This is a genomic window from Thioalkalivibrio sp. ALMg13-2, from assembly GCF_000381185.1.
Classification (GTDB): domain Bacteria; phylum Pseudomonadota; class Gammaproteobacteria; order Ectothiorhodospirales; family Ectothiorhodospiraceae; genus Thioalkalivibrio; species Thioalkalivibrio versutus.
Window position 1 is genome coordinate 1 of the sequence record NZ_KB906112.1, and the last position, 17699, is coordinate 17699.

Annotated in this window: 16 protein-coding genes; 10 read left to right on the forward strand and 6 right to left on the reverse strand. The window is 66.2% G+C overall.

The annotated features are described in order from the left end of the window. A partial coding sequence (locus F618_RS0109260) for a transposase (RefSeq protein WP_019568201.1) occupies positions 1 to 220 on the reverse strand: 220 nt, incomplete at its 3' end. A 123-nt stretch (positions 221 to 343) separates the two neighbouring features. Between F618_RS0109260 and F618_RS0109265 the strand changes: the two genes are divergently transcribed. Beyond that, positions 344 to 1543 carry an NnrS family protein gene (locus F618_RS0109265; protein ID WP_019568401.1) on the forward strand — a complete coding sequence of 400 codons (1200 nt, stop codon included), beginning with the start codon at positions 344 to 346 and terminating at the stop codon, positions 1541 to 1543. Between the two features lie 315 nt (positions 1544 to 1858). Here F618_RS0109265 and katG read toward each other — a convergent pair whose 3' ends face one another. Both katG and F618_RS0109275 read right to left on the reverse strand, forming a co-directional pair. Continuing rightward, complete coding sequence (katG, locus tag F618_RS0109270; protein ID WP_019568402.1) at positions 1859 to 4051, reverse strand: catalase/peroxidase HPI; 2193 nt, start codon at positions 4049 to 4051, stop codon at positions 1859 to 1861. A 234-nt stretch (positions 4052 to 4285) separates the two neighbouring features. Continuing rightward, on the reverse strand, positions 4286 to 4834 hold the full coding sequence (locus tag F618_RS0109275; protein WP_019568403.1) for a glutathione peroxidase: 549 nt from the start codon (positions 4832 to 4834) through the stop codon (positions 4286 to 4288). A 199-nt stretch (positions 4835 to 5033) separates the two neighbouring features. Between F618_RS0109275 and F618_RS0109280 the strand changes: the two genes are divergently transcribed. Next, positions 5034 to 5237 carry a hypothetical protein gene (locus F618_RS0109280; protein ID WP_018168030.1) on the forward strand — a complete coding sequence of 68 codons (204 nt, stop codon included), beginning with the start codon at positions 5034 to 5036 and terminating at the stop codon, positions 5235 to 5237. A 199-nt stretch (positions 5238 to 5436) separates the two neighbouring features. On the opposite strand, the gene F618_RS0109285 is transcribed toward F618_RS0109280, so the two are convergent. Then, on the reverse strand, positions 5437 to 5805 hold the full coding sequence (locus F618_RS0109285; RefSeq protein ID WP_019568404.1) for a rhodanese-like domain-containing protein: 369 nt from the start codon (positions 5803 to 5805) through the stop codon (positions 5437 to 5439). Between the two features lie 136 nt (positions 5806 to 5941). Between F618_RS0109285 and F618_RS0109290 the strand changes: the two genes are divergently transcribed. Then, positions 5942 to 6313 (forward strand): rhodanese-like domain-containing protein, encoded by a 372-nt coding sequence (locus tag F618_RS0109290; protein ID WP_019568405.1) that lies wholly within the window; start codon positions 5942 to 5944, stop codon positions 6311 to 6313. Between the two features lie 471 nt (positions 6314 to 6784). On the opposite strand, the gene F618_RS0109295 is transcribed toward F618_RS0109290, so the two are convergent. Next, positions 6785 to 7267: a hypothetical protein gene (locus F618_RS0109295; protein WP_019568406.1), complete on the reverse strand. Its 483-nt coding sequence runs from the start codon at positions 7265 to 7267 to the stop codon at positions 6785 to 6787. A gap of 462 nt (positions 7268 to 7729) precedes the next feature. Here F618_RS0109295 and F618_RS0109300 point away from each other — a divergent pair, with 462 nt between their 5' ends. The 3 genes from F618_RS0109300 (at position 7730) to F618_RS0109310 (ending at position 10974) form a co-directional block, all read left to right on the forward strand. Continuing rightward, positions 7730 to 8551, forward strand: coding sequence for a matrixin family metalloprotease (locus F618_RS0109300; RefSeq protein ID WP_019568407.1), 822 nt, complete (start codon positions 7730 to 7732; stop codon positions 8549 to 8551). Positions 8552 to 9083: 532 nt separating this feature from the next. Beyond that, on the forward strand, positions 9084 to 10031 hold the full coding sequence (locus F618_RS0109305) for a hypothetical protein (protein ID WP_019568408.1): 948 nt from the start codon (positions 9084 to 9086) through the stop codon (positions 10029 to 10031). Positions 10032 to 10506: 475 nt separating this feature from the next. Next, positions 10507 to 10974, forward strand: coding sequence for a HEAT repeat domain-containing protein (locus F618_RS0109310; RefSeq protein WP_019568409.1), 468 nt, complete (start codon positions 10507 to 10509; stop codon positions 10972 to 10974). 103 nt (positions 10975 to 11077) lie between these two features. On the opposite strand, the gene F618_RS14820 is transcribed toward F618_RS0109310, so the two are convergent. Beyond that, positions 11078 to 11716, reverse strand: a complete 639-nt coding sequence (locus F618_RS14820) for a DUF1566 domain-containing protein (RefSeq protein ID WP_019568410.1) — start codon at positions 11714 to 11716, stop codon at positions 11078 to 11080. A gap of 447 nt (positions 11717 to 12163) precedes the next feature. Here F618_RS14820 and F618_RS0109320 point away from each other — a divergent pair, with 447 nt between their 5' ends. The 4 genes from F618_RS0109320 to F618_RS0109335 all read left to right on the forward strand — a co-directional run bounded on the left by F618_RS0109320 (position 12164) and on the right by F618_RS0109335 (position 17640). Further along, complete coding sequence (locus F618_RS0109320; RefSeq protein ID WP_018146378.1) at positions 12164 to 12547, forward strand: DUF6394 family protein; 384 nt, start codon at positions 12164 to 12166, stop codon at positions 12545 to 12547. Between the two features lie 33 nt (positions 12548 to 12580). Next, positions 12581 to 14299, forward strand: a complete 1719-nt coding sequence (locus tag F618_RS0109325; RefSeq protein ID WP_019568411.1) for a TrkA family potassium uptake protein — start codon at positions 12581 to 12583, stop codon at positions 14297 to 14299. 390 nt (positions 14300 to 14689) lie between these two features. After that, positions 14690 to 16801, forward strand: coding sequence for a molybdopterin-dependent oxidoreductase (locus F618_RS0109330; protein WP_019563670.1), 2112 nt, complete (start codon positions 14690 to 14692; stop codon positions 16799 to 16801). Then, the gene (locus F618_RS0109335) at positions 16801 to 17640 is read left to right on the forward strand and encodes a hypothetical protein (RefSeq protein WP_019568412.1); all 840 of its coding nucleotides are present in this window, start codon (positions 16801 to 16803) and stop codon (positions 17638 to 17640) included. Before F618_RS0109330 ends, F618_RS0109335 begins: the two co-directional genes overlap by 1 nt. The last annotated feature ends 59 nt before the right edge of the window (positions 17641 to 17699 follow it).

Genomic DNA, 17699 nt, shown 5'->3' on the forward strand with positions numbered 1-17699 from the left:
CCAGCTCGGCATACATCCGTTTGAGCCGGTTGTTCTCGTCCTCCAGCTCCTTCAGCCGTCGGACGTCCGCAGCCTCCATGCCACCGTACTTCGACTTCCACTGGTAGTAGGTCGCCTCAGAGACCCCGATCTCCCGACAGACGTCCTTCACCTTCCGGCCGCCTTCGACCTGCTTCAGCGTCTGAACAATCTGACTCTCCGTAAACCGACTCTTGCGCATCTCGGCCTCCTTTGGCTCTAGTGTGCCCGGAGACCTCCAGTTTTCAATGGACCGAATTTACGGGAAGGCGACAGTTCGCGTAGAGATGGCGGGTACCAGCCCCGCGGGGCCAAGGGGGCGCTGTTGAAGCTGAATATCGAAGAGCCGGGACCGTATCGGTTTGCCCTGAGCCATCTGGGCTTTCGCCCGTTCTTCTTGCTGGCAGGGCTGTACGCCGTGCTGGTCGTCGGTCTGTGGACCTGGCTCTACCAATTCGACATGGCGGCGCTGCCCACGGCCGCCTTTGGCGGGCCCTTCGCCTGGCACGGCCATACCCTGATCTTCGGCTACGCCATGGCGGTCGTCGCCGGGTTCCTGCTCACGGCCGTGCGCAACTGGACCGGGGTACAGACAACCCACGGGCCCGCGCTGCTGGTGCTGGCCGGGCTCTGGCTCGGCGGCCGGGTGGCGGCGTTGTTCGGGGACCCCGGGCTGGTGGCCATGGCGCTGTTCGATCTCGGCTTTACCCTGTGGCTACTGGCCGCCCTGGCCCGCCCGGTATGGCAGACGCGCCAATGGGCCCAGCTCGCCGTGATCGGCAAGATCGCGCTGCTGGGGGCGAGCAACGGCCTGTTCTACCTGGGCGCCTTCGATCTGCTCGATGGCGGCCAACGCCTGGGGCTCTACTCCGGGGTCTACCTGGTGCTGTCGCTGATCCTGATGATGGGGCGCCGGGTCATCCCGTTCTTTATCGAGCGCGGGCTGGATGGTGCCTTTACGCCGGTGAACCGGGACTGGCTGGACCGCCTCGCCCTGGTGCTGTTGCTCGCCTTCTGGCTGGTGGAGGTGTTCCTGCCATGGGCACCGGTCGCGGCGGGGCTGGCGGCTGGGCTGGCCGTGGCGCATGGCATGCGCTGGGCGGGCTGGCATACGCCGGCGCTGTGGCGCAAGCCACTGCTCTGGGTGCTGATGATGGCCTATGGCTGGATCGTGATCGGCTTTGCCCTGCGGGCCGTGGCCGAATTCACGCCCCTTAACCCGATGGCCGCGCTGCACGCCTTCACCTACGGGGGTATCGGCATGATGACCCTGGGGATGATGACGCGCGTCGCCCTGGGCCATACCGGACGCAACGTGTTTGACCCTCCGCGGGTCCTCGGGCTGCTCTTCGGCTTGCTGGCCATCGGGGCGCTGGTACGGGTGGCCGGCCCCCTGCTCTGGCCGGCCTTGACCGCCAGCTGGATGAGCGCCTCGCAACTCCTGTGGATCGCGGCCTTCGCCGGGTTTCTCTGGGTTTATGCCCCGATGCTGGTCAAACCGCGCGTCGACGGGCGTTACGGCTAGCTACCGAACTGCCGAGGCCGGACTGCGGCAACCGATTGGCTTGACGAGCTTGTCCGGGTTGGAAGGGCTCGTTGAAGGTGCTGGACGGCCCGACCTGAGCGTCGAAACAGGCGTTGGGTGAAGGCCGGACGACGTTTACCACTCGGAGGCCGAGTGGGCGCGGGCTCGCAGGGGCCAGCCAGGCCTGGAGGATCAGGCGCGGGCGGTTGCCCTCCGGCGGTCGCGGGAGCCGAACCCAAGACACAAAAAAACGCCCGGGATGGTCCCGGGCGTCCTGGTCTGCATGCCGGGCAAACCGCCCGGTTCAGGCCGCGCTTACTGCTGGTACTGCTCCAGATCGAAGCGGTCGGCGTTCATCACCTTGGTCCAGGCCCTGACGAAGTCCTTCACGAACTTCTCCTCGTTGTCATCCTGGGCGTACACCTCGGCGTAGCTGCGCAGGATCGAGTTGGAGCCGAACACCAGGTCAATGCGGCTGGCGGTCCACTTCACCTGGTCGCTCTTGCGGTCACGGACCTCGTAGATGCCGTTGTCCGCAGACTTCCAGGCGTTGGCCATGTCGGTCAGGTTAACGAAGAAGTCGTTGGTCAACTGGCCTTCACGGCCGGTGAATACGCCATGCTCGCTGCCGCCATGGTTGGTGCCGAGTACGCGCATCCCGCCGATCAGCACGGTCATCTCCGGCGCGGTCAGACCCATCAGCTGGGCACGATCGAGCAGCATCTCCTCCGGCTTGACCACGTAGTCCTTCTTCAGCCAGTTGCGGAAGCCATCCGCCAGCGGCTCCAGCGGCGCGAAGGAGTCGGCGTCGACCATCTCGGCGCTGGCATCGCCACGCCCCGGATTGAACGGCACCAGGACATCGTATCCGGCCGCCCGGGCGGCCTGCTCGATGCCCACGCTGCCACCCAGCACGATCAGGTCGGCCACGCTGGCGCCGGTCTCGGCGGAGAGCTGCTCGTAGACCTTGAGCACCCGGTCCAGGCGCTGCGGCTCGTTGCCCTCCCAATCCTTCTGCGGGGCCAGGCGGATATGGGCACCGTTGGCGCCGCCGCGCATGTCGGAGCCGCGGAAGGTGCGGGCGCTGTCCCAGGCCGTGCTGACCATCTCGGCAATGCTGAGGCCACTCTCGGCGATCTTCTTCTTGGTCGCCTCGACGCAGTAGTCGGTGTTGCCGGCCGGCACCGGGTCCTGCCAGATCAGGTCTTCCTGCGGCGCTTCCGGACCGATGTAGCGGGTCTTGGGGCCCAGGTCACGGTGGGTCAGCTTGAACCAGGCGCGGGCGAAGCAGTCCTGGAAGTACGCGGGATCCGCCATGAACTTCTCGCAGATGGCCCGGTACTTCGGATCCATCTTCATCGCCATGTCGGCGTCGGTCATGATCGGGTTGTGGCGGATGGAGGGATCGCTGGCATCCACCGGCTTGTCCTCCTCCTTCATCTCGATCGGCTCCCACTGCCAGGCGCCGGCGGGGCTCTTCTTCAGCTCCCACTCATGGCCGAACAGCAGGTCGAAGTACCCCATGTCGAACTTCGTCGGATGGGTGGTCCAGGCACCCTCGATGCCCGAGGAGACGGCGTTGGCGGCTTTGCCCTGCATGTTGGGATTCTTCCAGCCGAAGCCCTGTTCCTCGACATCGGCCCCTTCGGGATCCGGACCCAGCGCACCGGCATCGCCATTGCCGTGGCACTTGCCCACGGTGTGGCCGCCGGCGGTCAGCGCCGCGGTCTCTTCATCGTTCATGGCCATGCGGGCGAAGGTCTCGCGGACCTGCTCGCCGGTCTTGAGGGGGTCGGGCTTGCCGTTGACCCCTTCCGGGTTCACATAGATCAGGCCCATCTGGACGGCCGCCAGGGGGTTCTCCATGGTGTCGGGCTTGTCGACGTCGCCGTAGCGCTCGTCGGAGGGTGCCAGCCATTCCTTCTCTGCACCCCAGTAGGTGTCCTTCTCGGGATGCCAGATATCCTCGCGCCCGAAGGAGAAGCCGAAGGTCTTCAGACCCATGTTCTCGTAGGCCACGGTACCGGCCAGGATCATCAGATCCGCCCAGCTGACCTTGTTGCCGTATTTCTTCTTGATCGGCCACAGCAGGCGGCGCGCCTTGTCCAGGCTGACGTTGTCCGGCCAGCTGTTGATCGGCGCGAAACGCTGGTTGCCGGTGCCGCCGCCACCGCGGCCATCGGCAATACGGTAGGTGCCGGCCGCGTGCCAGGACATGCGGATCATCAGCCCGCCGTAATGGCCCCAGTCGGCCGGCCACCACGCCTGGCTCTCGGTCATCAGCGCGTGCATATCCTTCTTCAGGGCGTCGAAGTCGAGCTTCTTGACCTCTTCCCGGTAGTCGAAGTCCTCGCCCATCGGGTTGGTCTTGCGGTCATGCTGATGGAGGATGTCCAGATTCAGCGCCTCCGGCCACCAGTCCATAACCGAGTGGCCGGCGGAGGTCTCGCCGCCGTGCATGACCGGGCATTTGCCCATGTTCTGATGCTCACCCATATCGTTCTCCATTTTTTGCTGCGTTCAGCTGGTTCGTGTTTCGGAAGCCGTCATCCATGTGTCATCGATGGCTTTCCTCAGGGACCGCAAGCCGTTCCGACCCAGGGCCACCTTCGGCCAGGGTGGGCTTCACTGTCCACCTGCCCTTGAAGCTAGGCCCCACGAACCATTAGTTCCAGTTGATATTAAACATGACCGCGATAGCTTCCCGCTATATTTCCGCGAGAGGCTCTACAGCCCGATGGGCTACAAGATGCTCTCGATCGCTCGGCGCAGCTCGGGGGACCCGGGGCCAGCCTGGCTGGGGAAGTGCGCGACCACCCGCCCCTCTCGGTCCACCACGTACTTGTAGAAGTTCCAGCGCGGGGCGGCGGCCTGGCGCGCCAGTTCGCGAAAGATCGGGTGGGCGTCCGCGCCGCGCACACCGATCGGCCTGAACATGTCGAAGGTGACGCCGAAGTTCTCGAAGCACACCCGGGCGGTCTCGGCCTCGTCGTCGGCCTCCTGATTGAAGTCGTGGGAGGGGAAGCCCACCACCTTCAGCCCCTGGTCCCGGTAGTCCTGGTGCAACTGTTCCAGCCCACCGAACTGGTCGGTGTAACCACAATGGCTGGCGGTATTGATGATCAGCAGCGGATGGCCCTGAAAGCGCTCCTGTAGGCTGACCATCTCGGACGCGTGCAACCGGCCCAGTTCGTGCTGGAACAAGGCCTCGGTATCGGGCTCCGTGGCGGTTGCGCAGGCCATCGGCAGCACCAGCAACAGGGAAGCGAACAAGGGCGCAAAACGGGACATCGCAAGTCTCCACAGGGGCTCGGCCTTCAGACCAGCGGCGCTCCTGCGGGTTCTGTGGAGGGCTGGTTCGTGACCGCCAGCCCGGGGCCACGATGGCGCCGAACATCCTCCATTTCGGTGCTCCCTTTTGGACATGCCATGGCCTCACAGACATGACGGGCGTACCCTTGACCCCAGACATCAACGAAGTCTCTAGCCGATGATTGCCTACACCCGCCCGCTCCTGCTGCTCGCCATCATCCTGCCGCTGACCACGGGCTGCACGGCCGTGAAGGTCGCCGGTGCCACGGGAAGCGCCGCCGTCAGCGTCACCACCGGCGCCGCAAAGGCGACCGGCAAGACCGCCGGAGCGGTGGGACGTGCCATCACTCCGGGCAGCAAGCAGGACAAGGACGACGACTGAGATACCGGCCGGCCGGCCGGGGACGGACGCAAGCCGCGAACTGCGTTTACTCGGCGCGCCTGAGCGCAACGGCCGCTCCAAGGGCTCGCACGCTGGGCCCTGGGCCGGAAACGGCGCCCTTGCACTCCGAGAGCATGCGGCCGAGGGGGATGGCCGCCCCGTTTCTGGGCTTGCCGGGCCCGCGTAACGGTCGCAGGTCTTATCCACCGACGCCTTCACCTCCCCGCTCGCATGGCAGTCCTGCCCGCCACCAGGCGAGCATGCCGCCGCGAAGCTGGCGGGCCTCGTAGCCGCGGGCCCGCAGCTTGCGCACGGCAGGGATGCTGCGGTGTGCACTGAGGCAGATGGCCACCACGGGACGATCGGGATCGAGTTCCAGGTCCGCCAGGCGTCCCCTGGAAAACTGCGTGATCGGGAGGTGACGCGCGCCCGGGATACGACTCCGACGATGCTCGACACCGGTGCGCACATCCAGCACTTGCACCTGGGCATTCTCCATCGCCTGCGCCAGTTCCTCGGGGCTCATTTCCGGCACGCGGCCGAACGGCCACCACTGGCTCAAACCCATCGTGATCACCTCCTGTCCACGGGCAAGAACGCGGTCGAACTTTGTCTTGTGCCCCGTACCTAATTCGCGACGCGGCGAGGATGGGCTGTTCTCAGCACTGACCGCGCGAAAAACCATCGCCGAAAGGAAAATCATTATGGATCATCACGACGAAGAGTTTCTCCGTCGGGCGCAAGCCGCGCGCGCTCGCATCAACGAGATCGACCCGCAACAGGTAGACGCCAGCCTGGCATCCGGTGCGGTGGCCATCGATGTGCGCGAACCCGGGGAGTACCAGAAAGGCAGCCTGCCGAGCGCCCGCAATGTAGCGCTGGATTCCATCACGCGTCAGATCGAGGGAGTCGCACCAGACAAGGACGCGCCCATGGTCTGTTTCTGCAATGGTGGCAACCGCGGGGCATTGGCGGCGGCCCAGCTGGTGGATCTGGGCTATACCAATGTCCAGTCCATCGCCGGGGGACTGCGCGCCTACCAGAAGGCAAACGACACCTCGAAGAGCTCCGCCTGACGACCGGACGGCCCGGGGGTCCAGCTTCGGATTTTCCGACCTTGCCCGTTGCCCCGTCTTAAGGAAACACTGATTCTCCACGAGGGTCAGCCTGGTCCAAGGACCGTGCGGGCTCGGGTGTGTCCAGCACCCGGTGGCCGAAGGTGGCCCTGGAGCGCAACGGTACGCGCCTAGCGGCTCCACGCGCCTTCTTTTTCGTCATCCCGGAAACCGCGTAGCGGTTATCCGGGATCTCGGTGGCTGCTGGGGTTGTCCCGACGGGGGAGATCCCGGCTCTCCGCTTCGCTCCGGCCGGGATGACAGTGCAGGGGCAAGGGCCCCGGGGAGAGTGAGATTCCCAAAAGGCCCGGACTAAAGCGACCTGCGACGGGCCATCGTCGTCCGCGGAGGATCCCCGTGACTGGCTGACTCTCGTGCTTAATCAGGAAAGGCGTAGACGGGGCAGATCTCGGTCTGCGCCCGCGCGAGGGCTCACAGGCGTTGGCAGGTGTACTGTTCGCCGGACGCGTGCTCGACCACGAGGCGCGTGGGCGATTCGGCGACGATCCGCGTGACCTCCGTATGCGGGAGTTCCGGTAGCCGCGTAGTGATCTGCCGGATCAGCTGGCGCTGGAGTTCGACACCTGATGGGGAGCCGGGCGACAGGTCCAGGGCTTCCACGGTGAGCGTGAGCTGCTGCTCCTCGCGCTGCCACTGCCCCTCGCTGGTCGCGATCAGCGTGAGCGGCCACAGGCCGAACTGGGCCACGGCATCGCCCTCGCTCTTGTACCGCCCGTCCGGATGCAGACGGGAGCGCGTATCGAGCTGCAGATTCAGTTGGCTCGAGCCAATGGCGGCCAGTTGCATTACGGCAGGACAGGCCCAGTCGCCGTCCAGCTCCGTGGTGTCCGCCCAGGCTGCGCCGGCGAAAACCAGGGAGATGCAAAGGCCCAGCACGGGCCACGATCGATTCATCAAACGTGTCTCTCCAATCCAGTCTGGCTTTCCGGCACGGGCCGTAGGCGCGGGCAAAGGGCAAGGTTTGACCCCGTAGGGCTTCGGTTATGCGCCTGCTCCCCTCCAGCGCCCCGAATTCGTGGGGCTGCAACCGATTGCCACGGCGTCTTCGAGGCCCGCAATCACACGGCACTGCGGGGTTATTGGTTCGGCTTTGGATACGCGCCCCACCCTCGCCTGCGCGGGTCCACGCCGCAGATTGAGCCGAGTACGGTGCGCTGACCGCAGGACGCCCCGTTCGGACTCTGGGTGTGACCGACTGCTTCGTCGGTTCGATGTCACACATAAGCGTTAGTCGTCCGTTATGTTACGCTGCGCGGGAGCCTCGCGCGCCCTGAAGGCGCTCTTGACGGGGCCCGACCAGGAGAGACTGCGGTGCGATCAGTCACGCATGCACACCTTCCCGCGCTGGCCTTGGTAATGGCCGGCTTTCTGCCCTTGGCACTCCCGCTGCCGGCCCTTGCCGACGACGGTGGGTATCGGCTGCTCAAGCTGGATGGCTACAAGGTGAAGTGGGGAGACCAGCAGTTAGGGGTGGGGGCCAGCATCAGCTATGCCTTTGCCGGGGAGGCGCTACGGTTCGATGATGCGCACAACTGCCGCGATCTCGCACCGATTGACGAGCTTCTGGGCGAAGTCCTCTCCATGGAGACGCTGGATCGCGAGGCCGCGGCGGCGTTTCGGGTTTGGGAGCGCGCGGCCGGTCTGTCATTCCACAAGGTAAGCGATACCCGGGAGGCGGATATCATCCTCGGTGCCCAGGGGCAGCCGCGTGGACGGGCATTCGCCAACGTAGCCTACGCACCCGATTCGGACGATTTCTCCAACGTTTCCTACTCGCCCGATGCGGAAGTGGATGTGCGCACCATCGAACAGTCGCTGGTGTGTCTGAATCCTGCTCACGAGTGGAAGGTCGGATTCGACGGCAACAAGGATGTGTACGACATCCGCTATACGCTGACTCACGAGATCGGTCACGCCATCGGCCTGGACCATCCCGGGCCATCCGGGCAGGTGATGGGATTCAGGTACACCGAGGACTTCGCCGACCTGCAGCCCGGCGATCTGCGCGGAGTCCAGCGGCTCTACGGGCACCCCGCCGATACCCTCGACACCCAACTGGCCGAGATGCCGACCGAGGACGGGGAAAGCGCATTCACCAGCGACCTCTTCCTTGACCCGAACGGCCGCATCGTGCCCGTGACCGGTGTCGATAGCGGCCTTGGCATCGGCGAGAAATAGCCCCGAGTCAATTCCGGGGCAGGTCTTGCCCATGCCCCTGCTCCACCACCACGAGCGGCCCCCACCCGTGGCACGTCAACCGATTGCCGCGGCCCCTGCGGGGCCCCGCAATGACGGGGTTTCGGCAATTCGGGGCAGGTCTTGCTCCCTGGTCCCCGCTCCACCGTAATTCGCCCACCCCCTTGGTACTTCAACCGTTTGCCGCGGCCTCTGCGAGGCCCCGCAATGACACGGTTTGTTCAGGCGGTCCGCCCTCTGACCGATGGCGTGCTGTGGATACCGCAATCGCCCGGAGGCCGGGGCGCCTACAGGGGGTTGCCTGGCAGCGCCGGGGATCGAGCGGTCTTACCGCTGCGGGCATTTGCGGGCATGGCCCCGCGCCTCGCGACCCGCGCCGTGAAAACCTGAAACGGCGCGGAAACTCGAGCAGATGGAAAGGAGCCGGGACGCCAAGGTGTGGCAACGCACAGAACCCCGGAGCGACTGCACCGCAGCATGCAGTCTCATCCACTTGTCACGAAGGAAAGTCGCCATGGCATCTGTCGAGCCCACTCTGGCGGGGCGTTCCGCCACATCGGGAATGCATGACCCATTCACCACGGACATCGGTAACGAGGCACGGCGCTCCGGCGTTTCCTGGGGCGCGGTGATCGCAGGCGCCGTGGTCGCTACGGCGCTATCGCTCAGTTTTCTGCTCCTGGGCACGGGCCTGGGATTCTCGGCGGTCTCGCCGTGGGCCGGAGAGGGCGTGTCGGCCGAGGGCATCGGGTTCGCAAGCATCATCTGGCTGATACTCGTGCACATCATCGCCGGCGCCATGGGCGGCTATCTGGCCGGCCGACTGCGCACCCAGTGGACCGATCTGCATACCGACGAAGTATTCTTCCGGGATACCGCACACGGCTTCCTCGTCTGGGCGCTTAGCGTGGTCGTCACGGCGGCTTTGCTCGTTTCCGCCTCCACGGCGATCATCGGCAGCACCGCCCAGGCCGGTGCTTCGGCTGTCGGGGCGGCGGCTACGACTGGCGGCGCTGCCATGATGGCAGGCGCTAATGGGCAGACCGAAGGAGACGCCACCGGCCCGCTCGACTATTTCGCGGATATCTTGTTTCGCCCAGAGCGTGCCAGGGCGGCTCCCGACGCCGGCGCAACCGACTCCGACAGAACCGCCATGCGCACCGAGGCGGTACGTATTCTCGCCCGCGGGTGGGACGATATGTCGGATGGCGACAGGGCGTATCTGGCGCAACTGATCGCGCAGAACACCGGCGTCAGCCAGTCCCAGGCGGAGAACCGAATCCGCGAAGTCCAGGCGCAGATGGAGGAACTGGAAATGCAGGCGCGACAGGTGGCCGATGAGGCCCGAAGCGCGATGGCGAAACTTTCTCTGTGGACGTTCCTGGGACTGCTGATCGGGGCGTTCAGCGCCAGCTTCGCCGCCACGATCGGCGGTCGGCAGCGCGACAGCGTCCACTATTGAACCGTACAGATTGCTGCCAATCAGCGAGGTAGATCAAGATGAAATTCATACTGCTTTGGTTTCTGGGCATCCCGATTCCCGTCCTCATCCTGCTAGCCATCCTGCTTTAACGGCTGCGCGAGGCCCCCTGCTACAGGGGGCCTCGCCTTTTGCGAACCCCCGAAGCGATGATCACTCTTCGAGGGATCCCCTTGGCGCAGCGCGCCCCAGGCCTGCACCGGTCTTGCACCTGAAGACCACCCGCGGCCCGCGGGACAAGACGTCGCATACGTGGCCGGTTACCGTAGAGTGACCGTACCGATGGGCCAAGGCGGGGCCGGCTCCCGGCAAGGGACTCATTACCGGAGACGGGACCCCGAAAATTGAGTGCGGATAAACCCGCGGCAATACGTGGATCGGAAGGCATTTGAAAGACAACCCCCTGCCGTTTTGCCCCTCTTCTGCCTGGTGGCTGACCGCATGGCTGGCCGGCGGAATGTTGCTTGCTGGCTGTGTCGGCGGGCCGCCATCGGCGGAGCCACCCGTCGCCACGGGGGCCGCGCCGCAGGAGCAGCCCGCCGCCGCGGCAGACGGACCCGCGGAGGGCTTCGCCAGCCTCCGGGACGAGATCCACTACTACCTCGAACGCCTGTCGGATCGCGCGTTCACCGAGACCTACGGGGGCGAGGAGCATCCGCGTACCTGGTACACCGCGGCCGAGGCGCTCGGCCGGATCGGTGCGCCGGCGGTCCCGCATCTCGTGCCCTACCTCGATTCCGATGACCCGTGGGAACTGAAACTGGCGCTGTACGCCCTGATGCTGGCTTCGCAGGACCCGGCGGTGACCTCGCAAACTGGCGGCGAGTACATCCGCCTGGGGACCGTCCTCGACGAACGCGAGAACGCGGCCAACCGGGCCCTCGCCCGCGACTGGTGGGAACGCTGGGGCCACCTCTGGGATTAGCGGCCCCGCGGGGCCTGTGGTTGATCAAAAGTGCTTCCCACGATTGCCCCCAAAAGACTGGGACTGCCTGCGAGGGGAGACAGCCGCGACTACAGGGCCGGAATCACTGTCCTCCCCGCACAAGGCGAACGCGAAGCCGGCCGCCTCGGTCGAAGTCAGTGGCAGAGCCATTGCCGAAATCGACGAACCATACCTTGCTCGGGTCGCCCTCAGTGGTCGACGCCGACCAGAAACTCAAAGCGGGCGTATTCGGAAACACATCACTTACGATGGTTGGTTCACCAGTAGGATCCGAGCAAGCGTCATTGTCATTCTTGAAATGCGCCGGTTGACCGCTAGAGCAATACACCAAGGTTCTGAGTTCTTCGAGACTGGGAACCCGCCAGTCGGTATGCCCCCCGTAGCCACCCCCATCATTCAAATCTTGTACCGCGGTCTGAGCTCTATCGAGATTGTAGCGGGTTGCATTCCCCGTGCAGGTATCGCCTTCCCAGCTTTGACCCAGGCTGCACCGTTGCCATTCGAGGGCGGTGTCCGCGTCCAGCACGATCTCCCCGTTATCGCCCCGGATGCGATAGCGTCCTTCGATCAGGTCACCGCCGCTGGCAATCGCCTCGGAATGATCGAGGTCGTATCCGTCGTCAACGGCCTCGTCCAGGGGGGCTTCCCCACAGCCGGAAAGAACCAACGCGCTCAACATCCACGCAGCCGATACAACAACAAAAGAAAACGAACGTGACATGGGTCGATCCTCTTATAGCCAGTAAACACCGCGTGAGACCCTGAGCGAATGCCGCGACCATACCGCCCGCGGTGCAGATTCCCACGCTACGCGCCGGCCACGCCATCCGACCCCCTCATGGCGCGACGCGATCGACGGACGTGACCTCACGGCCTCCGGGCGCTTTTTGAGTATAGGAAAGATAGGACACTTGGGCGGAAGATCTTGCCTTTTGACCCTGCCCGATCACGAGCGGTCCGCATCCGTGGCGCTTCAACCGATTGCCACGGCCTCTGCGAGGCCTCGCAATGACGTTGCCCTGGCGTTTCGGCACGTGGGGAGATCCGCGCCCTGCCCTCGCCATCCGGGGCTTGTTGGGCCATGCTCCATGCTGCGGGCGGATGAAGACGGGGCCCGTGTCGCGGCGCCGGGCAGGAGCCGTTACCTCGAACGACAAGGAGCATGCGCATGAACCTGGAGAAGGTGATCTTCGGCTTTTTCATCATCCTGGCGTTCACGCTGAACTTCGGGTTCTTTCTCGGCGAGATCGATGATCCGGCGCACCACAATGTGTACGAGCTGTTCGCAGCCATCGTGGTAAACGTCATCGCGACAGCCCTGAAGCTGGGGGACCGGACGCAGACCGGGGCGTTGCTGCTGGCCAGTTCGCTGGTCGCGGTGCTGCAGTTGATTGCGGCCGCGGCGGTTTGGGCCTATGCCAGCCACGTGCATGCCGGGGGCATGGATGCGATGTTCATGGCCAGCATCGTCTCCCTGGCGGGCGGAGCCATGGTGGCCAACCTGATCTCCGTGCTGCTGCTGATCGCGGATACGGTGGCGCTGCGCCGCTGACGGCGGCCACGAGCGCTACAGACACCACAAACCGTGGGGCCCACGATCAACAAGGTGCTGTTCCTGTTCCTGCGGCGCATGCGGGCACCCCTGCTTGCGCTGACGGCGGCCTACGCGATCTCCGTTCTCGGCCTGGTGCTGATACCCGGCGTGGACGATCAGGGGGAGCCCTGGCGCATGGATTTCTTCCATGCGTTCTACTTCGTGACCTACATGGCCACCACCATCGGCTTCGGCGAGATCCCCCACGCCTTCACCGAGGCGCAGAGGATGTGGACGGTGGTTGCCGTTTACCTGTCGGTGGTGGCCTGGCTGTATGCGATCGGCAAGATCCTCGCACTGATCCAGGACCCGGCCTTCCGCCTGGCCGTCAGCCAGCATGCGTTCGACCGCACGATCCGCAAGCTGCAGCGACCGTTCCATATCGTGTGCGGTTATGGCGACACCGGGGCCCTGGTGGTGCGTTCCCTGCTCGGGCGCAATGGCTTTGCCGTGGTGATCGACCAGAACCCGGATCGCATCAACGAGCTGGTTCTGGAGGATTACCCGCTGCAGATCCCCGGTCTGTGCGCGGATGCCAGCATCGCCAATCGCCTGCTCGATGCCGGGCTCCTCAACCCTCACTGCCAGGGTGTGGTGGCGCTGACCAGCGACGATGCGGTGAACCTGCGGATCGCCATTGCCGCCAAACTCCTCAACCCGGAGCGCCCCGTGATCTGCCGTGCCGAGAGCCACGACACAGAGAAGAACATGGCCTCGTTCGGGACTGACCAGGTCATCAACCCATTCGACATCTTCGGCCAGCGCCTCGCCCTCGCGCTGCATTCCCCCGCGCATCACCTGTTGCACGAGTGGCTTGGGAGCATCCCCGGGAGCCCGCTGCCGATGCCGATCGACCCGCCCTGCGGGCGCTGGATCCTGTGCGGCTTCGGGCGCTTCGGCAAGGCCGTGCATGCCGGGCTGATCCAGGAGGGCGTGGAGGTAACCCTGGTGGAAACGGACCCCGAGGGCGCGGACTGTCCGCCCGACTGCATCAAGGGCCGCGGCACCGAGGCGGACACCCTGCACGAGGCCGGCATCGAGAGCGCCTCCGGGATCGTGGCCGGAACCGGCCGCGACGACTACAACCTGTCCATCGTGATGACCGCGCGCGAGCTGAACCCGGAGCTGTTCATGGTCGGACGCCAGAACCGCGAGTGCGATTCGCTCCTGTTCGCGGCGGCCGACCTGCCGCTGGTGATGCGCCACGACCGGGTGATCGCCGAGGCGATCCTGGCCCATCTGACCTCGCCGCTCCTGCCGCGCTTCCTGGAACTGAGTCGCAACCAGACAACCGACTGGGCGAACGAGCGAGTCAGCTCCATCACGGCCGTGGTCGGCGACCGTGTGCCGGCCATCTGGACCGAGCAACTGGATGAGGGGACAGCCCCGGCCCTCCTTGCCCATCTGGAGCAGGAGCCGGTGACCCTGGGCCAGTTGCTGCGCGCCGACCATCCCGTGCGCCAGCGACACGCCTGCATTGTGCTGCTACTACGGCGCGAAGCCGGAGGCGAGGATATCCTCGCGCCCGACGACAACACGCCCCTGCAACCCGGCGACCACCTGCTGTTCTGCGGCCGCTTCGCGAGCGCCCTCACCATCTCGCACACCCTGCGCGACCCCCACGCCCTGCGCTACCTGCTGACCGGCGAAGATACCCCGGAAGGCTGGATCTGCCGTGCCCTCCGCGCGGCCCGCAGACAACCGACCTGAGACGCGCAAGGCAGACCCGCCAGCACGCAAGTCCGTAAACGCGCATCGAGAGAGGCAAACGGTTGGGGACCGATACCGTTCCGCCCCCACACCCGGTCATCCCCGGACACCGCAAAGCGAAAGCGGTGAGCCAGGACCTCCTCGCCGGGGCTCTTCAACCCGGAGATCCCGGCTCTGCGCTGCGCTCTGGCCCGGATGACGGGATGTGTTTTGTCGCGAGTGACCGTGCCAGGTGTTGCCTTACCCCCAACCAAGCTAATCGGCACCCAGGCCACGAGTGAAAAAGAGGTGCCCCCGCGGTTCCAGGCGTTGTTCGTGGCGGACCGAAGGCTCCCGGCATAATGCCCGCGCAGCAATCAGGAACGACCGCTGAACAAGGTAGACCGTCCGATGGCGACCGTGAAAAGTACCTGTTACGAGTGCGATGCCAACTGCGCCATCGACGTCACCCTGGACGCCGTCGGCGAGCCGGTCGCCATTGACGGCCCCGATTGCCCGCGCTGCTACGTCCAGCTCGACCGGCGCAACCATCCGGAGCGCCTGCTGTACCCGCTGCGGCGAACGGGCCCGCGCGGCAGCGGCCAGTTCGAGCGCATCTCCTGGGACGAGGCACTGGACACCATCGCTGAGCGCCTGCGCGCCACCCGCGAGGAACACGGGGCCCCGGCGGCGGCCTTCTTCGCCGGCTATACCAAGGAGGCCCGGCCGCAGCTCCAGCGCCTGGCACATGCCTTCGGCTCGCCCAACTACCTGACCGAGAGTGGCTGCTGCTTCTCCTCCACCAAGGTGGCGGAGGAGGTGACCTTCGGCACCAAGATCAAGACCTCCTCCACCGTCGCCTCGGATGCCACCCGCTGCCTGCTGGTGTGGTCCACCAACCCGCGCGGTTCCATCCCGCCGTTCCACCAGCACCCCCTGGCTGAGGCCCGCCCGGGCTGCGCGACCGTGGTGGTCGACCCGCGGGTGACCCCGCTGGCGGAGCAGGCCGAGGTGCACCTGCAGATCCGCCCGGGTACCGATGGCGCGCTGGCGCTGGGCATGCATTACCTGATCTTCGAAAACGGCTGGCAGGATCAGGCCTTCCTCGACGAATGGGGTAGCGGCGTGCAGGCCTTCCGCGACTACGTGGCCGAATTCCCGCCGGAGCGTGTCGCACAGATCTGCGGCATCGACGCGGCCGATCTGCGCCGCGCCGCCGAGCTCTATGCCGCCAACGCGCCGGCGCAGATCATGCTCTCGCCCACCGCCACCGTGCAGCACAGCAATGGCTTCCAGAACCACCGCGCGGTGATCCTGCTGGCCGCGGTGACCGGTAATATCGACCGCGAGGGCGGCAACCGCTTCTTCAACGACAAGGTCACGCCGAAGCCGATCGACCTGTTCGACCACTGCAAGGAAAATCTGCCGCCGCGCATCGGCGACGAGACCTTCCCGGTGTGGACGGCCCACTGGCCGGCGGCACAGAGCATGCTGCTGCCGGATGCCATCCTCGAGGGGCAGCCACAGCCGGTCCGCGCCCTGCTGGCGATGGGCATCAACACCGCGATGTGGCCGAACTCGAAGCGCATGGAACAGGCGCTGGGCGCCCTGGATTTCTTCGCCGCCTCCGACTTCTTCCACAACCCGGCCACGCGCATGGCGGACATCGTGCTGCCGGCCGCCACCAGCCTGGAGCGCGCGGCGCTGATCGCCTACCCCGGCTGCAACTTCCGCGGCGAGCTGCGCTACCGCCACGCCGCCGTTGCCCCGCGCGGCGAGGCGCGCCCGGATGGCGAGGTGTTCCTGGAGCTGGGCGTGCGCCTGGGCATGGGAGAGCAGTTCTGGAACGGCGACCTGGAGGCCAGCTGGGCCGAGGCCGCCGAGGGCATACCGGAGACCATCCGCGAACAGGTCTATAACGACCCGGACGGCGTCACCGTGTTCGCCAGGGCACTGGACGACATGCTTGCGCACGGCTTCGAGGAAGGCGACCGCCAGTACCGGATCGACGGGTTTCGCACGGTCAGCGGCAAGGTGGAGTTCGACGCCGCGGAACTGCGCGCGGCCGGGCACGACGGCCTGCCGGTCTACCGTGAACCGGCGGAGAGCCCGGTTTCCACGCCGGAGCTCGCCCGCGACTATCCGCTGGTGCTGACCAGCGGCGCCCGCCACAAGCACGCCACCCACTCCCAGCACCAGCAGCTGGAGCGCATGCGCCGGGCGATGCCGGAGCCGCTGGTGGAGCTGCACCCGATGGATGCCGCCGCGCGCGGGATCGTCAACGGCGACACGGTAGAAGTGCGCTCGCCACGTGGGCGCGTGGCGTTCGTGGCCAAGGTCACGGACCGCATCAAGCCCGGCGTGGCGCACTGCCAGCACGGCTGGAACCACGCCAACGTGAACGAGCTCACCGACGACCGCTCGCTGGACCCGATCAGCGGGTTTCCCGCGTTCAAGTCGCTACTGTGCGAAGTGGAGCGCCTGGCGGCGGGCCACGCAAAACGCCAAGCGGAGGCCGGGTAGTGCCGTTTGTCGGTGTCCTCCCCGAACGCGAGCATCTCTTCCGGCCCGAGCCGTGCCGGGAGGTGGCCGTGTCCGACGCCGCCGCCTGGCGGCTCAATCCGGACCACCGGCATGTCTATGACAAACTGCATCTGGCCCTGGATGCCGGACTGACTGCCGCGCCCTGCGGCGTGGCACCCACGGACCTCGGCATCGCGGCGGACGCCGAGGTGTTCGTCAAGCCGATCACCAACCTGGCCGGCATGGGGCTGAACGCACGCACCATGCCGGCCGGCGACGTGCCGGCAGAGCCCGGCAGCTTCTGGTGCCAGCGCCTGCAAGGTACCCACACCAGCACCGACTGCCTGGTGGAGAACGGCGCGGCCCGCTGGTTTGCCCACACCCGCGGTTCGGAGGCGAAGGACGCCGCCCGCCCGATCTACTGGGAGATCGGCGCCGCCGCGCCCGAGATCGAGCCCTGGATCGCCGACTGGGTACGCCGCAACCTGGCCGGCTACAGCGGCCTCTGCAACATCGAACTGATCGGCGGCCGGCCGATCGAGGCCCACCTGCGCGGCTCCAACGGCTTCTTCGACTTCTACGGCCCGGAGTTCATTCCAGCCTGGGTCGCGCTGGCCGACGGCGAGGCGTTCACCCCGCCCCCGCCCATCCCCGGTGGCTTCGTGATCTCGGTGTTCGGCGAGGCCGACCTGCGCGATGACGACTTCCGGGCCGCCGAGGCGGCCGGCGTGAACCTGCAGCCCGATCCCTCCACCCCGGGCCGCGCCGCCATCCTGCGCTGCCGTGACCGCGAGGCCGGCTTCGCCATCTACCGACGACTCACCGGGCACACGCTGTAGCCAAGGCGCACCGCTTCCGGAGCTGGCGTAGTCAGCGCGGATACCAGGATCAGGCGTGA

What these genes read in the sequence shown, in the direction of transcription:
- F618_RS0109285 (WP_019568404.1), bottom strand. Translation starts at nt 5,805, where the DNA reads ATGGGTTTGAGCCAGTGGTGGCCGTTCGGCCGCGTGCCGGAAATGAGC.
- F618_RS0109290 (WP_019568405.1), top strand. Translation starts at nt 5,942, where the DNA reads ATGGATCATCACGACGAAGAGTTTCTCCGTCGGGCGCAAGCCGCGCGC.
- F618_RS0109320 (WP_018146378.1), top strand. Translation starts at nt 12,164, where the DNA reads ATGAACCTGGAGAAGGTGATCTTCGGCTTTTTCATCATCCTGGCGTTC.
- F618_RS0109295 (WP_019568406.1), bottom strand. Translation starts at nt 7,267, where the DNA reads ATGAATCGATCGTGGCCCGTGCTGGGCCTTTGCATCTCCCTGGTTTTC.
- F618_RS0109330 (WP_019563670.1), top strand. Translation starts at nt 14,690, where the DNA reads ATGGCGACCGTGAAAAGTACCTGTTACGAGTGCGATGCCAACTGCGCC.
- F618_RS0109310 (WP_019568409.1), top strand. Translation starts at nt 10,507, where the DNA reads ATGTTGCTTGCTGGCTGTGTCGGCGGGCCGCCATCGGCGGAGCCACCC.
- F618_RS0109300 (WP_019568407.1), top strand. Translation starts at nt 7,730, where the DNA reads ATGGCCGGCTTTCTGCCCTTGGCACTCCCGCTGCCGGCCCTTGCCGAC.
- katG (WP_019568402.1), bottom strand. Translation starts at nt 4,051, where the DNA reads ATGGAGAACGATATGGGTGAGCATCAGAACATGGGCAAATGCCCGGTC.
- F618_RS0109275 (WP_019568403.1), bottom strand. Translation starts at nt 4,834, where the DNA reads ATGTCCCGTTTTGCGCCCTTGTTCGCTTCCCTGTTGCTGGTGCTGCCG.
- F618_RS0109280 (WP_018168030.1), top strand. Translation starts at nt 5,034, where the DNA reads ATGATTGCCTACACCCGCCCGCTCCTGCTGCTCGCCATCATCCTGCCG.
- F618_RS0109305 (WP_019568408.1), top strand. Translation starts at nt 9,084, where the DNA reads ATGGCATCTGTCGAGCCCACTCTGGCGGGGCGTTCCGCCACATCGGGA.
- F618_RS14820 (WP_019568410.1), bottom strand. Translation starts at nt 11,716, where the DNA reads ATGTCACGTTCGTTTTCTTTTGTTGTTGTATCGGCTGCGTGGATGTTG.